Source organism: Paenibacillus sp. Soil766 (assembly GCF_001428105.1).
GTDB lineage: Bacteria > Bacillota > Bacilli > Paenibacillales > NBRC-103111 > Paenibacillus_E.
The window spans coordinates 129,103-144,042 of the sequence record NZ_LMSJ01000016.1; the positions used below are offsets into that span (position 1 = coordinate 129,103).

Below are 14,940 nucleotides of genomic sequence, written 5' to 3' on the forward strand. Positions count from 1 at the left end.
GCGCGACTTTTCATTTTTTGCACAGTGACTTTGGATTCTGATGATTGCTTTCTATGGATTTTAAATAGGGATTTGCAGTTTTGACGATATTCAAAAGGGTGCTTAACCATCCATACTGAAGCTACAGTGCTGCAACGAAATTAATCGCACTAGACGTTATGAGGGGGATTCATATGAGCAGTCGTTCAAAAAGAAAATCCATTAGCCTGGCACTTAGTGTTGTGGTAGCTTCCAGTATGTTCGCCGCATGTTCCAAAGAGGCAACGAAGTCTCCAAGTGAAACGGGAAGTGCTACAACAAAGGCAACACCAACGGCTTCTGCAGGCCAATATCCAATTGCTACGAAAGAGACGCTAACATCTTGGGAGCAGATTAACCCGAACTTGACAACTGTGTTTCCAAATCTAGGCGATTCCCCTTTTGGCAAACAATTGGAGAGCGATACCGGCGTTAAGGTCAAGTATACGCATCCTGCTGACGGTCAATCGAAGGAACAATTTAACTTGCTGATCGCTTCGAACAATCTGCCAGATGTGATTGAATACAATTGGGGCGGCGGCGGAACGGCTGCGTATCCAGGCGGACCAGAGAAGGCGATTGCCGACAAGGTGATCCTTCCTCTCAACGATTTGATTGATAAAAATGCGCCTAATTTAAAGAAGCTGCTACAGCAGGATAAAGAGCTGGACAAAATGATTAAAACAGATAACGGCACCTACTATGCGTTTCCAATGATTCGTCCGGACAACGGCTTGGTTTTCCGTGGACCGATGCTTCGCAAAGATTGGCTGGATGAGTTGAACCTCCCAGTGCCTACGACAATTGATGAATGGTACACCGTATTGAAAGCGTTTAAAGAGAAAAAAGGAGCTTCAGCAGCCTTGACAGCTCAGTACAGCAATGAATTAAATATTCAGGATGCCTTCATTGGCGCTTATCAAACAGCTAACCGTTTCTATGTCGACAATCAAGGCAAGGTAAAATACGGGCCGATCGACCCGCAATTCAAAGATGCGCTGACGCTGCTGCACAAATGGTATGCAGAAGGATTGCTAGATAAGGATTTCGCGCTGAATACGGATTCCAAATCACTGGATACGAGATTGCTAAGCGATGAATCCGGAGCGACAGTCGGCTTGCTCAGCGCTGTAGGTAAATGGATGGATACAGGCAAGAAGAAAAACCCGAAATTCCAGCTTGTATCCGCTCCATATCCGACGCTGAAGAAAGGCGAACGCGCCTTTATCGGTCAACGCGACTTTAAATACAACCCTGCCGTAAGTAAAGCGGTTGCAGGGGATTCCAAGAATGCGGAGCTGGCTGTCAAATGGATGGATTATGCTTTTGGCGAGAAGGGTAGTATGCTCTTTAACTTCGGTATTGTTGGCGAAAGCTACACGATGGATAATGGCGTACCTAAGTTTACGGATAAAATCACCAAAGATCCGAAATTAAGCCTGCAGCAAATGATTTCCCAATATACCAAGCCGAACGGACCGTTCCTAGGCGACAGCCGCAAGAGTTTCAATACGTACAAAGAGCAGGATGATGCTGTCGGAATTTGGGAGCAAACAGACGCTGTCAAGCACGTTATGCCGCCTTTCTTGACACCGACAACGGAAGAAAGCAAAGAGTTGGCTAAATTGAGTACAGCGATTACGAGTTATAAAGAAGAGATGTTCGTTAAATTCGTGATGGGCAAAGAGCCAATCGACAAATTCGATGACTATGTTAAACGGATTAATGATATGGGAATCGACAAGGTGACCCAAATCTATCAAAAAGCGCTGGATCGATACAATAAGCGATAATTAGTTTACGGCAAATCTTGCGGGGGCGGAACGAATCGTTTCGACTTCCGCAAGATTAGGACCGTGGCAGGAGAAGGTGATGCGATGAACACTATGATTTCCAAAACGAAACCTGTTGCAGCCGTAGAAGACAAACGGAAATTATTCCGATTCGGGCTATTGCTGGATATACGCAAAAACAAACTGCTTTATATCATGTTGCTGCCGGTTCTACTGTATTATGTCGTCTTTCATTATGCACCAATGTACGGCGCTCTCATTGCTTTCAAGGATTACTCTCCAAGAATCGGTATTTGGGGGAGTGACTGGGTTGGATTCGAGCATTTTGTTAATTTTTTCAACGGAGCCTATTTCTGGCGAACGATCAAGAATACAGTTCTAATCAGCTTCTACCAGTTGTTGTTCGGGTTCCCGGCACCTATTATTTTGGCGCTTCTGCTCAATGAATTAAGGCATGCTTTGTTTAAAAGAATGGTTCAGACCGTGACGTATATGCCACATTTTATTTCATTAATTGTCATTTGCGGGATTTTGAAAGATTTTACAACCAGTGATGGTGTTATCAACGATATCATTGCCTTCTTCGGAGGGGAACGGTCGACGTTCTTGCTTGAACCGAGTCTGTTCCGCACGGTCTATGTTTCTTCCGGGATCTGGCAAAATATCGGATGGGGAACGATTATTTTCTTGGCGGCTTTAACCGGAATCGACCAAGAGCAGTACGAGGCAGCGAGAATCGATGGCGCTGGCCGCTGGAAACAAATGACACACGTTACGCTGCCGGGGATTATGCCCATCATCATTATTTTGCTTATTCTCGACATCGGCAAGATGATGAATGTCGGGTTTGAGAAAATCATTTTGCTGTACAATCCGGGCACTTATGAGACGGCAGACGTCATTTCTTCATATGTGTACCGCGTTGGTCTGCAGGATTTCAATTATAGTTACAGTTCAGCGGTGGGCTTGTTTAACTCGGTCATTAACTTTGCCTTGCTCATTTCCTCCAACTGGTTGAGCCGCAAATTCAACGATACAAGCTTGTGGTAAAGGAGAGTGCATGATGATGGTAAACAAGAGGAGCTTTTCAGAAATATGTTTCGATGGGATCAATGTTGTGCTGCTGACCTTGTTGATGCTGCTTACCGTATATCCACTTATTTATGTGCTGTTTGCTTCTGTTAGTGACGCCGGAAGCCTGATGGGCTACAAGGGCATGTTATGGCGTCCTCTCGGTTTCTCGCTAGATGCTTATACGAATGTATTCCGCAATCCCATGATATTGAAAGGCTATGGCAATACACTATTTGTCGTGCTAATGGGCCTCGTGCTGAACATTACGCTCACTGCGCTCGGGGCTTACGCCCTTTCGCGAAAGAGCTTGCAGTATCGCAAGCCGCTCATGCTGTTTATTATTTTCACCATGTTCTTTAGCGGTGGGTTGATCCCCCTCTACTTGACAGTCAAAGGTGTGGGATTAATCGATTCCTTATGGTCGCTTATTATTCCGACTGCTATCAATACGTTTAATCTGATTCTGATGAAAACGGCATTTGAAGCGATCCCAGATGCGCTGGAGGAGTCAGCCAAAATTGATGGGGCGAACGACTTCGTCATTCTTTTTCGGATTGTACTCCCGCTCTCGATGCCCGTTATCGCTGTTATGCTGCTGTATTACGGCGTAGGCCATTGGAATTCCTGGTTTAATGCGATGATTTTCCTACAGGAGCGTTCGCTCTATCCATTGCAGCTCGTGTTGCGGGGAATTTTGCTGCAAGGGGAGGCTAGTAGCAATTCAGGCGCTTCCGACGACGATGCCGCTATGCTTGCGGCTACCTTGAAGTATGCGACGATCATCGTAGCTACAGTTCCAATTTTGTTCGTGTATCCTTTCTTGCAAAAATATTTCGTCAAAGGCGCACTGATCGGAGCCGTCAAAGGCTAAAGGAGGAAGTTAGCCATGAAAGAAAGCAACAGCTCGGCTGTGCATGTGGATGTTGATTGGGAAACGTACATGGCCAATAACGATATGGAGTGGGTAGTTAAGCCAGTCAGCTGGGACGAAGGAGCCTTCCTCGGCAATGGCTTGCTCGGCACGATGGTCTATGGTGAGGAGCATGCGAGTAAGCGTAATGTGCTTCGCATGGTAACCGGGCGCACAGATGTGACGGCAATCCGAATGGACAAACCAGGGTTCCCGCCCCGTGTTCAGCTTGGTGAACTGGATCTGGAATTAGAAGGGAAGATCTATCATCCCACTCAGATGCGGATTAGCTTGTGGAACGCTGAATTGCAGGCTACGCTGACGACAACGAGCGGTGTGGTCAAGCTGCGCTCATTCGTTCACAGTCTCGATCCGGTAATCGCCGTAGAGATCAAGACGACGGCAGGGGAAAGTGGCGCACGTTGTGTGTGGTACCCCTTCCCAGAGGTTGATCCTGTTCTGAAGAATGCAGACGGTGTGAATTTAAACCAATATGTACCGCAGACGGAAGTAACCTATTCGGAAGATGAGGATGGAGTCCGCGTGTGCACGCAGCGGTATTCGGGCGAAGATGGCTGTGTAACCGCTTGGAAGGAAGTGCAGGTTTCGCCGAATCGGCGCATTTGCTGGCTGTCCATTGCCCGGGGGCATAGTGAATCGACAAAGGCTGAAGCTGTGGAGGCAGTGGCGCAGGCATCGGCAACGAATTTCGAAGAGTGGGTGCAAGCACACCGAGCGTGGTGGCATCGATATTATCAGCAAAGCTTCGTTTCGCTGCCGGATGGTCGATTGGAAAGCTTTTACTGGATACAGATGTATAAGTTGGCTTCAGCTACGAGAGTGGATAAGCCCTTGATCGATAATCAAGGACCTTGGCTTACATCGACACCTTGGGCAGGTGTCTGGTTCAATATGAATGTACAGATGAGTTATTCACCGGTCTATACGGCTAATCGATTAGAGATGGGAGAATCTCTAGTTCGTTCGTTACATGCGAACAGGCATCAATTAATTCGCAATGTCCCTGAAGCTTTCCAGTATGATTCGGCTGGTTTAGGACGCAGCTGCAGTTTCGACTTGCAGACGAATGTAGAGGATGAGATTGGCAATTTAACATGGATCTGTCATAACGTGTGGCGTCACTACCGATATACCATGGACGATGGCATGTTGGAGGAAGTGTTATTTCCGATTCTGAAGCGGAGTGTGAATTATTATATCCATCTGCTGGAGGAAGGAGAGGACGGATGCTTGCATCTGCCTCCGACGATATCTCCGGAGTATGGCTCTTTCATGCGGACGACAGTGCCGGACTGCCATTATGATCTTTCCTTGCTGCGCTGGGGCTGTGAGACACTGCTTGCGATAGGCAAGAGGCTAAGTATTAGCGATCCGCTCAGTTCGAAGTGGGAAGAGATCCTGCTGAGATTGGTTCCGCTGCCCGTCGACGAGACTGGCTTTATGGTGGGGCGCGATATGCCGCTTGCTTATGGACATCGTCACTTTAGTCATTTGCTGGCGATTTTCCCGCTGCATTTGATCAGCGGAGAAACGGAGGAAGAGCGGGCTTTAATCGAGGCTTCTCTGCGTCATTGGCTGGCGAAAGAAGGCGACCTGCGCGGCTTCAGTATGACCGGAGCGGCATCCATTGCCGCTGTGCTTGGCTGGGGAGATGAGGCGCTGCGGCTTCTGCAATCGCTGCTGCTTATCATGAAGCCGAATACGATGTATAAGGAAGCGGGACCTGTGATCGAGACCCCGCTGGCCGGAGCGGAATCGATTCAGGATATGCTGCTCCAGAGCTGGGGCGGCAAGCTGCGAGTGTTTCCAGCTATACCGGAAGCGTGGAAGGACTTGGCCTTCCATGACTTGCGAGGGGAAGGTGCCTTCTTAGTCAGCGCAGTCCGTAAGGATGCCGCCACACAGTGGATTAGGGTGAAGAGCTTAGCTGGAGAGCCTTGTCTGGTCAAGACAGGATGGCATGGTCGTATCCGCTTGGAGATCAGAGGTGCAGACGGAGCGGTGCGAATGGCCGGTATTGCGCACATCGAAGATGAATTATCATTGGAGTTGGAGAAGGGTGAAGAGGCTGTTCTCTACCCGAGTGAAGAGGTTCCTGAATTCCGTATGCATCCAGTCGGAGGAAAGGGTAAGGTTGTCCGGTATTTTGGCGGGCATAAGCCTTGGCGGTTGTACGGGTTTCATACAATTTAATAAGAGGGAGCACCTGTAAATGTCGAGAGTTTCCGCATGTGCAGGTGTTTTTGCTATAAAATTCCGAAGAGGCTGTCCCCAAAGACAACTCTGATGGATTGGTCATTCACCGAAAAGAGGCTGTCTCAAAAGTCTACATGGACCTTTGAGGCAGCCTCTTCGGATTTTCACTTTTTTTTACGCGAGTTTTTTTTCACGAGCTTCGGCAAATGCCGGATGCTTTTCAACATGCTGCTTTTGCACAGCGGGCATTCGGGTGTTAAAGAAGTGGCTAGTTCCTCACGTATCCAAGCTTTGCAGTCATTATCTTTGCATCGCCATATAGGTACTGGGGATAACTCCGGTTTTGTTAGATCTGATTCCATTCTTTTACACCTCCTGCATGCCTTAACGTACCCGATTGGAAGAATTTTCATTCAAACAGGCAGAGATAATTATGGTATGGGGATGGTGGCGGTGGCGTCAATCGGGAGATGCTGGAGATTGATTTCGAAACGAGAATTGATTGGCATGAAAGCGTCAATTATTGAAGGTTGATTCTCCTGTGGCTATCCGCTCGACCGAAGCGACCTATGATATTCAATTCGGCAACGTTAAACGCCCGACACACTGGAATACGAGCTGGGACTATGCCGTTTCGAGACCGTTGGACATCGATGGGCCGACTTGTCGGAGCGCGATTATGGCGTGAGTATAAGGTTACGACATCAAGGATCATGTTATGCGACTAACACTCATTCAGTCTGCACGGGTACCCGATCCTACGGCTGACCAAGGTGAGCATGTGTTCACCTATGCCTTATTGCCGCATCGCGGCGATTGGTTTGAAGGAAGAACGGTACAAGAAGCATGGTCACTGAACAACCCGACTTCTATGATCCAAGGTGTATCAGAGTCAGGGGGATCACGCTCTCTTTTTTTCCCTATCCGCAGCTAATGTGATGGTCGACGCAGTGAAATGGTCCGAGGATGGAAAGGGAGTCTATCACATTCAATTCCTCCTGCGATACGTAGCCGGTGTTACACCGGTCTTTGCTTTAAACAAACGGTAGAACCTTTTCGGATCCTGAATCCCAACGGCTGCAGCGATATCGGCAATAGATAGGACTTGATTGGAAGGATCAGCCAAAAGTCGGCAGCTTTGATTGATTCGCTCATGGCCAAGCAGCTCCGAAAAGGACTCACCTGTATGTTCGGTAATAATACGTTGTAATTGCCTTGTACCTATTCCCACCTCTTTAGCTAAGATAGCTAAGGTAATCTTGTCAGCTAATCGGCTTCGAATCGACCGCAGGATAGCTTCCATTCTGTCTTGATTGGGAGAGGATGAAGCTTCTTTGTGCGCGATGGAGCGTTCCATGACGATGAGCAGCTGGAGAAGTAGTCCGCACATCATCGTTTCGTAGCCAGTCCGCTTCTGTTGGAATTCTACAAGGAGTGATGACATCACTTGTTCGAACTCCCCTGATTGTTCCCGCATTTGCAGCCATTGACCGCCATGCGTTACAAGTTCGTTGAACCTGTACATGTGGTACTGCTCTGGCAGAATGGAGGTAAGAAAATGAAAAAGCGATGCATCGAAGATGCAGTTGCCTATTCGCAGCGGCTTATTCGGATGGGGAGATGAGGGGCGGAAAATATGGGAGATGCCAATTGGAATGAAAAATAAATCGCCTTTACTGACGCGGATCGTCTGATCTCCGATATAGTGAAAGCCGCTTCCCTCCCACACATAGCTAATTTCATAGAAATCATGGACATGCTCGGGGAGATCGAAATGTTCGTAAACCTTATTGACGAATATAGCAAATCCATTCTCAAAAAATTCTTCACCTTTCTCAACGAGCATATCAGGTCTGCGCATAGGAACTCCCTTACTTGGATTAGGATAATGTCATCATATACCTAGTGGAAGTCGTAATCAACCAATAACATTGCCCATTCCTTTTTTTATAATTAGAGGAGAGATAGGAACGTAGGGAGGACGCTAACGCGATGACAATGACGAATTGGCAAGCCCAGTGGATTTGGGGAGATGGGGAAGAAAGTCCGCGGAATGAATGGAGATGTTTTCACAAATCGTTTGAAGTTCCGCACTGCGAGGGCACAAGTAATCCTACAGCTTCGCTGAGAATTACAGCGGATTCGAGATATGTTCTTACTGTCAATGGCACCCAGGTGGGGAGAGGGCCGGTTCGCTCTTGGCCTTTCGAATTGGCCTTTGATACGTATGAAATCGGTCATTTACTCCAACCCGGAAAAAGGAACACCGTAGCTGTTCTGGTGATGCATTTCGGTGTTTCAACCTTCTACTATGTAAGGGGGCGGGGGGGCTTACTTGCGGAATTGAATGATTCCGAGGGAAATGTGCTCGCAGCAACCGATGCAACGTGGTTAACATCTGGACATGTAGGACATCACCCACGTGCTTCGAGAGCATCCTGTCAGCATGCTTTTGCCGAATATATCGATGCAAGTCTCTGGGATTCGTCATGGATGCAGCAGGAATATACACCTACAGATTGGATGCAATCGGTTGTGCTTGGTCCTGTTGGCATGGAACCATGGACGGTGGTGAAACCGCGCGACATCCCTCTCTTGACGGAAGAAATCATTACGCCGGTTCGCGTCGAATCGCTCGCGAAGATCAAGACGTTTCAAGTCACAGCGACATTAGACATCCGAAACGGTTGGATTGACGGAAGCGAGGTTCACGCGAATCGCATTCAATTCCTCGGTTATACTGCGACATCCCTTGTGTCCAGCAAGGCTGGCAAAGTGACGATTGGTTTCCTTCAAAGCGGAGAATGTTTAAAAGCGCTTTCGCTAAACGGGGAATGGATCGAAGGTAATCGGATCTATGGTTCAGCGCCAGAACGATATATAGATGTTGATCTTCAGGCAGGAGATAATTTGCTGTTGATTGATGTGTCTAGTCATGTTCATACAGGCAAATTACAGATTGGTTTATACGCGGAGGAAGATCAGGTTGTATCCTTCCAGGCACCAGCTAACTTCCGCGACAAGGCAGCGTCAGATTGGCTCAGAATCGGACCTTTCGATGCCGTAGAGTTAATCGATCACCAACGTGTTCGTGCTTTGGAGACGGAACATCCGGCTTACCTGGCATTGTACAACACTGTGAAAAGTGTCGATGATTTAAGCGTGTACAAGGATTGGATTCAACCTGTAAATCCTAAGTATGTGTCTGAGGTAGATGTATTTGCGCTAAGTGTATGGAGAAAAGAAAATATTCGATATGCAGTACCTCCCCAACTGCAAAATGCCATTATTCCAAATGCGGAAGCGGCTAGTGTACCTGTATTTGAAGGCTACGATACAGAGGTTCTGTTTGATTTAGGGAAAGAATATTCCGGTTATTTGGCCTTCGAAGTGGAAGCAAATGAGGGTGATATCCTAGATTGGTATGGCTTTGAGTATATGTCAGGTGAGTACAGACAAGATATGTTCGGGCTTGACCATACGCTCCGTTATGTATGCAAGGCGGGCCGCCAGCGCTATGAAACACCGATTCGGCGAGGTTTCCGATATGTTTCCATGACTGTACGAGGAGCTAAGCAGCCGATCAGACTCTACAACGTCATGATGATTCAGAGTAATTATCCCGTTGCAGAAGTGGGGCAATTCACGTGTTCGGACGAACTCTTGAATGATATATGGGAAATATCCCGCCACACCACGAAGGTGTGTATGGAGGATACTTTCGTGGATTGTCCCGCTTATGAACAGGTATTCTGGGTTGGAGACAGCCGGAATGAAGCGTTGGTAAGTAACTATTTATATGGTGTACAAGATATTCTCAAACGTTGCTTAAGACTTGTCCCAGGATCTAAACACCAAACCCCGTTGTTCGCGGACCAAGTGCCTAGCGGGTGGAGCAGTGTGATCCCTAATTGGACGTTCTTCTGGGCGATTGCTTGTGCAGAATATTACGAGCAGACAGCTGATGAAGCATTTGCGTCTGAGATGTATGAACATATCCGATTTACACTCCAGCATTATTTGACGAACATTAATGATGAAGGTCTCTTTGCGATCAAAGGCTGGAATTTACTCGACTGGTCGCCAATTGATCAGCCGAATGACGGTATCGTCACGCACCAGAATATGTTTCTGGCGCATACATTAAGAGTTGGCGCACGAATGGCGCTTATCTCGGGTGATCAGCAGGGAGTTGCCCTATTCGAAGATGCGGCACTGCGATTGGAAATAGCCATCAACAACCATTTATGGAATCAGGATGTCATGGCGTATATCGATTGCATCCATGCGGATGGAAGACGCTCGCAAGTCATAAGTATGCAGACACAAGTAGTTGCCTCCCTAACAGGTGTAGCGTTCGGTGACCGAAAACAGATTATCGACAGCTATCTCGCGACGCCTCCGTCCCATTTTGTGCAAATTGGCAGTCCATTTATGTCGTTCTTCTATTACGAAGCGCTTGCGAAATTGGGTAAGGTTGATCTCGTGCTAGCGGATATTCGCCATAACTATGGGATGATGATTCGCAATGGGGCGACAACATGTTGGGAACAGTATCCGAATTTCCAAGAAAATCGTGCGAATCCGAACATGCTTACGCGCAGTCACTGTCATGCTTGGTCATCCGCTCCAGCGTATTTCTTGGGCAGGGAAGTACTAGGTGTGAGAAGTCTTGCGCCAGGATGGACAGAGATCGAAGTTGCGCCTGAACCGAGTGGATTGACATGGGCGAAAGGAAGCGTTCCGCATCCAGCAGGGGGAAGAATCGACGTGGCATGGACGGTGAATGAAGCTAGTAAAACGATGGAACTTACCATCAATTATCCAGCAAGTGTGTCTGTTCGTGTTCGGATGCCAGAAGGCTATACAGGTAATGTGAAAGAATTGAAACTGCAGCTTCTTGAATAGGAAAAAGGTTTGCTTGTTATGTTCAAGGACATAGCGAGCAAACCTTTTTGATCTTCACAAACAAAGCCTACGCATTCAGGGATGTTTCCATTGGTGTGGATGACTGGTGTTTCCGATTCATCCATAGTAAGTACGCGGCAATGATTGTGAGAATGATTCCAAGTATTCGCAAACCACCCGCGCTGAACGTATCTCCCATTATGATGCTGATTAATAGAGAAGAGAGAATGGTGCCCAGATATCGGGAAGTATTGAACAATCCGGATGCTACCCCGATGATTTCTTTCGGTGAGCTTTGGAACAATACGGCTTGCATCCCGACGTTGTTCAAGCCGTTGCTAACCCCGAATGCAGCTAAAGCCAAACATACGCTAATCATCGGAGAAGTAGGCTGCCAGGTCACGATCCATATGGACCCGAGTGTCATGAGGATGGCGGATAGCAGCAAGGCTGGTCGTGGTCCTGATTTATCAATCCATCGACCTGCAAGGGGAGATACGACGAGTGAACATAACCCCAAGCTTAGCATGAGAAGCCCCGTGTGGAACTCACTGATATGGCGTACCATCTGCAAGTAGGATGGCAGCCCAAAAAAGAGTGAGTAAAATAGTATGTTTACGAGCATGAATTCAATATTGACCCTCGTCATGGCAGGATATTGGGCGAATGTACGCAAAGGAATAAAGGGTGTCTGCGTTCGTAACTCCTGTCGTACGAATGCGCTGAGCGAAACAAGGCCAATCATGCCGACGATGACATTCGTAATGGAGATGTGTCCAACAGATTTGGCTGACAACACTCCAACGAGCAGCCCAACCAGCCCTACAGTGAACAGCACAATCCCGGATGTATCAATCAACACCAACCATTCTCGAATCGATAGCTTGCGTGCAGGAGAGGTTGGATGTTGGTCAATTGGAATGAACCTCCACGCGAGTAGATAGCTCGCCACTACCAACGGGATATTGACGAGGAAGATAGCTTGCCAGTCCCACCAGTGAATCAATATCCCGCCAATGAACGGGCCGAGTGCGGCAGCTCCGGATAAGAATATGGACATAACGGATAGAGCAGTCGCTTGTTTCTCCGTAATATGAATCCGCACAATGGCCATGCCAACTGCAACCATCATGCTTGTTCCTATCGCTTGAATAATGCGGAGCACAAGGAGCACCCCGAAGTAGGGTGATAGCGGAGCTAATAAGGAAGCAAGGAAGGCTATTATTAGTCCCGTAAGAAAGATCTTCTTGCGACCGAACAAGTCACTGGCTTTTCCCATGACAGGCTGCGCGACAGCACTCGCCAAGTAGAATACGAAAATGATCCAGGACACCTCTGTGAAAGTAAGGTGGTACACATGTTGCAACCTTGCCATAGCAACCGCAATCATCGAGGAATTTAATGGGTTCAGCAGCACCCCCAATCCAACTGAAATCAACAACCATTTGCTGCGATCATTCATGTCTGACACCCCCTGTTTACTGATGTCATCGTACTTGAAATTCATTATTTATTCCAATGACTTTTATGTTATGATTTCATTGATTAGAAGGAATGAGTCGGAGGGGCAAAGCACAATGGAACTTCTTCAATTGCAATATTTCATCACGGTAGCTCGTTTGGAACATATGACCGAGGCTGCGCAAAGCTTACATGTAACGCAATCTTCCCTAAGCAAAACGATTCAACGTTTGGAAGAAGACCTAGGGGTTCCTCTCTTCGATCGAATTGGAAGGAAGCTGCGATTGAATGAGTTTGGTAGCAGTTTCCTTCGGCGTGCCGAGAGGGCTTTGTTTGAATTGGAACAAGGGAAGCAGGAGTTAAGCGATTTATCCAGCCCGGAACATGGCACTCTCGAATTGGCGGTTACTGCCGCTAGCACCTTGCCTAATATTCTTCGAGCGTTCAGGAAAAGGCGGCCCCATCTCCAATTTCATGTACAAATGCTGTCCACGCAGGAAATGGTGACGCTTCTTCATCGTGGGGAGGTCGATTTTTGTTTGTCCTCACCGCCCGTTCAAGGGGGTGACATTGCATGTCAAATTGTGTATAAGGATCTGATTCTCGTAGCTGTTCCTTTGGGGCACCGACTGGCAGGTAGAATCAGCGTTTCCTTAAGTGAACTTAGGAATGAATCTTTTGTTGGTGTTACGAAAGGCTTTGGTACCCGTGATTTAGTAGATGCCATGTGCCATTCGGTCGGATTTGTACCAAAGTATGTGTATGAGGGGAATGAACCTGCAAGATTAAGTGCGCTTGTGGAAGCCGAGATCGGCATAGCTTTCCTACCAAGCTCAGCAAGGAACTCACGGGAACAAATTGCCTATTTGCAGATTGAAGATCACGAATTGGCACGAGAAATTGCACTATTATGGCACAAAAGTAGGTATATTTCCCGGGCTGCACAGGAATTTCGTGAAGTCGTAGTTGCTTATTTTCAGGAGATGTCAGAAAATGGTTGATTGTTGGATCCTTTATTCGGTAAACTTTAGTAGATACAGACAGCGTATGATTGGGGAACTTGGAAGGATTTCTCGGTTCAAGATTTAGATGGCTACGTCATCGGTTTCGGTTCGGGATAAGAAATAGTGAGGGAGAGGTATACATATGTCTTTTTTTAAGAAAATGATGGCTAAAGTGGGGATCGGGAACATTGATATCGATACGCAGTTCCATACGGAGGACTTCATTCCAGGTGAGTTGGTAGAGGGTGTTATTATTGCCAAGGGCGGCAGTATTGAGCAAAAAGTGGACAAAATTTATTTTCAAATTATGACTGAGTACCGCAAGCCCTCGCCTACTGATAGTGATCCGAATTTTACGGTGAGAGAAACCGTTGTGATAGCCAACATCCTGTTGGGGGAAAGTTTTGTTCTCGAACCGGGAGAATCCATCGAAATTCCTTTTCAATTTGTGCTGCCGCATGAGACACCGATTTCTATTGGCGTAAGTCCAATCTGGATTTCTACAGGAATGGATGTGGACAACGCGGTTGATCCATCCGATCGTGATAATATTGACGTATTGGCTCATCCACACACCTCTGTTATTTTTGAAGCGTTGGAGGAATTGGGATTTCACTTACATAAAGCTGAGAACGAGTATTATCCGCAGCGTGATTATTACTTGCCATTTATTCAAAACTTTGAGTTTGTTCCCTATCAAAATGGTGAATATCGCAGCTCTGTAGATGAGTTAGAGCTTGTGTTCTACCCGGATGAAAACGGAGTTGAGGTCCTCTTGGAAATTGACCGTAGAACGCGTGGTTTCGGCGGACTATTATCAGATATGCTGGATACGGATGAGTCCCATCACCGGTATTATTTTAGTTGTGAAGAGCTAGAGGAAGGCTCTGAATCGGTAGCGGATCAGTTCCGAGGCATTTTTGACGATTTGTTGGATGTGTAACGAGCTTGTCTGGTGGAATAGTTGAAGCTATAAACCAAAAGAGATGACAATTATGCCATCTCAGGAATCAATAACTTGAAAACTGTCAAAAGTGGTTTTGCACCAAAGAGTGATTTCAGTCATCGCCATATGTGATTTTATATTTAATTCCATCGTAGAGTTTAATCTCAAACTCCTGTACAAATTTCCATTTGATGTTGTCTAACCACTCTTCTAGCATTTCTTCTCGCTCTTCTTCATTTTGGGCTTCATCAAAGGATAATTTCACTTCTTTACCGTTAACATACTCCACTTCGATCTTCTCAATATCCTCGATATCAAGTAAAGACAATACACTTTCGGCTAGGGAACGCTTTGACATCATGACCACCTCCTAAAATATGGATATTAAATCTCTATAGTATAAGCAAATTTTCTAGCAATTGCTTGTACGAACATAACTAGTGAATAAGTGGATTTTTTGGAAATTTCCAATAAAAAAAGGCTGCCGGTAGAATCGGTAGCCTTTTCTCATGTGCGCCTCACAGTCGCACAATCTAGGTGGTTCAAATCCACACGGTAACTTTACCCTTTGAAGTGCCGTAGCCGAAGTAGAGGTCCGACCCTCCTGAG

11 protein-coding genes and 1 pseudogene are annotated in these 14,940 nt (G+C 46.9%); 8 read left to right on the forward strand and 4 right to left on the reverse strand.

Going from position 1 to position 14,940, the window contains the following annotated elements:
* Nucleotides 1-173: 173 nt before the first annotated feature.
* The 4 genes from ASG89_RS13845 (at nucleotide 174) to ASG89_RS13860 (ending at nucleotide 6,009) form a co-directional block, all read left to right on the forward strand.
* Entirely contained in the window at nucleotides 174-1,811 is a 1,638-nt protein-coding gene (locus ASG89_RS13845; protein ID WP_057311295.1) for an extracellular solute-binding protein, read from the forward strand.
* Between the two features lie 84 nt (nucleotides 1,812-1,895).
* Nucleotides 1,896-2,861 (forward strand): ABC transporter permease, encoded by a 966-nt coding sequence (locus ASG89_RS13850; protein ID WP_057311296.1) that lies wholly within the window; start codon nucleotides 1,896-1,898, stop codon nucleotides 2,859-2,861.
* A 16-nt stretch (nucleotides 2,862-2,877) separates the two neighbouring features.
* Nucleotides 2,878-3,756, forward strand: coding sequence for a carbohydrate ABC transporter permease (locus ASG89_RS13855; protein ID WP_057311316.1), 879 nt, complete (start codon nucleotides 2,878-2,880; stop codon nucleotides 3,754-3,756).
* Nucleotides 3,757-3,771: 15 nt separating this feature from the next.
* Nucleotides 3,772-6,009, forward strand: coding sequence for a glycosyl hydrolase family 95 catalytic domain-containing protein (locus ASG89_RS13860; RefSeq protein WP_057311297.1), 2,238 nt, complete (start codon nucleotides 3,772-3,774; stop codon nucleotides 6,007-6,009).
* A gap of 167 nt (nucleotides 6,010-6,176) precedes the next feature.
* Here the strand turns inward: ASG89_RS13860 and ASG89_RS35600 are convergent, their stop codons facing one another.
* Nucleotides 6,177-6,425, reverse strand: coding sequence for a cold-inducible protein YdjO-related protein (locus ASG89_RS35600; protein WP_321166505.1), 249 nt, complete (start codon nucleotides 6,423-6,425; stop codon nucleotides 6,177-6,179).
* A 54-nt stretch (nucleotides 6,426-6,479) separates the two neighbouring features.
* Here ASG89_RS35600 and ASG89_RS35605 point away from each other — a divergent pair.
* A pseudogene (locus tag ASG89_RS35605) lies at nucleotides 6,480-7,061 on the forward strand (glycoside hydrolase family 38 C-terminal domain-containing protein); the annotation flags it as partial.
* Here the strand turns inward: ASG89_RS35605 and ASG89_RS13870 are convergent.
* Entirely contained in the window at nucleotides 7,001-7,873 is an 873-nt protein-coding gene (locus tag ASG89_RS13870; RefSeq protein WP_057311299.1) for a helix-turn-helix transcriptional regulator, read from the reverse strand. The pseudogene ASG89_RS35605 and the gene ASG89_RS13870 sit on opposite strands and share 61 nt — an antisense overlap.
* Before the next feature lie 131 nt (nucleotides 7,874-8,004).
* Here ASG89_RS13870 and ASG89_RS13875 point away from each other — a divergent pair, with 131 nt between their 5' ends.
* Nucleotides 8,005-10,920 carry a family 78 glycoside hydrolase catalytic domain gene (locus tag ASG89_RS13875; RefSeq protein ID WP_057311300.1) on the forward strand — a complete coding sequence of 972 codons (2,916 nt, stop codon included), beginning with the start codon at nucleotides 8,005-8,007 and terminating at the stop codon, nucleotides 10,918-10,920.
* Between the two features lie 67 nt (nucleotides 10,921-10,987).
* Here the strand turns inward: ASG89_RS13875 and ASG89_RS13880 are convergent, their stop codons facing one another.
* Entirely contained in the window at nucleotides 10,988-12,382 is a 1,395-nt protein-coding gene (locus ASG89_RS13880) for an MFS transporter (RefSeq protein ID WP_057311301.1), read from the reverse strand.
* 115 nt (nucleotides 12,383-12,497) lie between these two features.
* Here ASG89_RS13880 and ASG89_RS13885 point away from each other — a divergent pair, with 115 nt between their 5' ends.
* A complete protein-coding gene (locus ASG89_RS13885; RefSeq protein WP_057311302.1) occupies nucleotides 12,498-13,382 on the forward strand; it encodes a LysR family transcriptional regulator in 885 nt (294 codons plus the stop codon).
* A 145-nt stretch (nucleotides 13,383-13,527) separates the two neighbouring features.
* Nucleotides 13,528-14,328 (forward strand): sporulation protein, encoded by an 801-nt coding sequence (locus ASG89_RS13890; RefSeq protein WP_057311303.1) that lies wholly within the window; start codon nucleotides 13,528-13,530, stop codon nucleotides 14,326-14,328.
* A gap of 115 nt (nucleotides 14,329-14,443) precedes the next feature.
* Here the strand turns inward: ASG89_RS13890 and ASG89_RS13895 are convergent, their stop codons facing one another.
* Nucleotides 14,444-14,692, reverse strand: coding sequence for a hypothetical protein (locus ASG89_RS13895; protein WP_157276649.1), 249 nt, complete (start codon nucleotides 14,690-14,692; stop codon nucleotides 14,444-14,446).
* Between the last annotated feature and the right edge of the window lie 248 nt (nucleotides 14,693-14,940).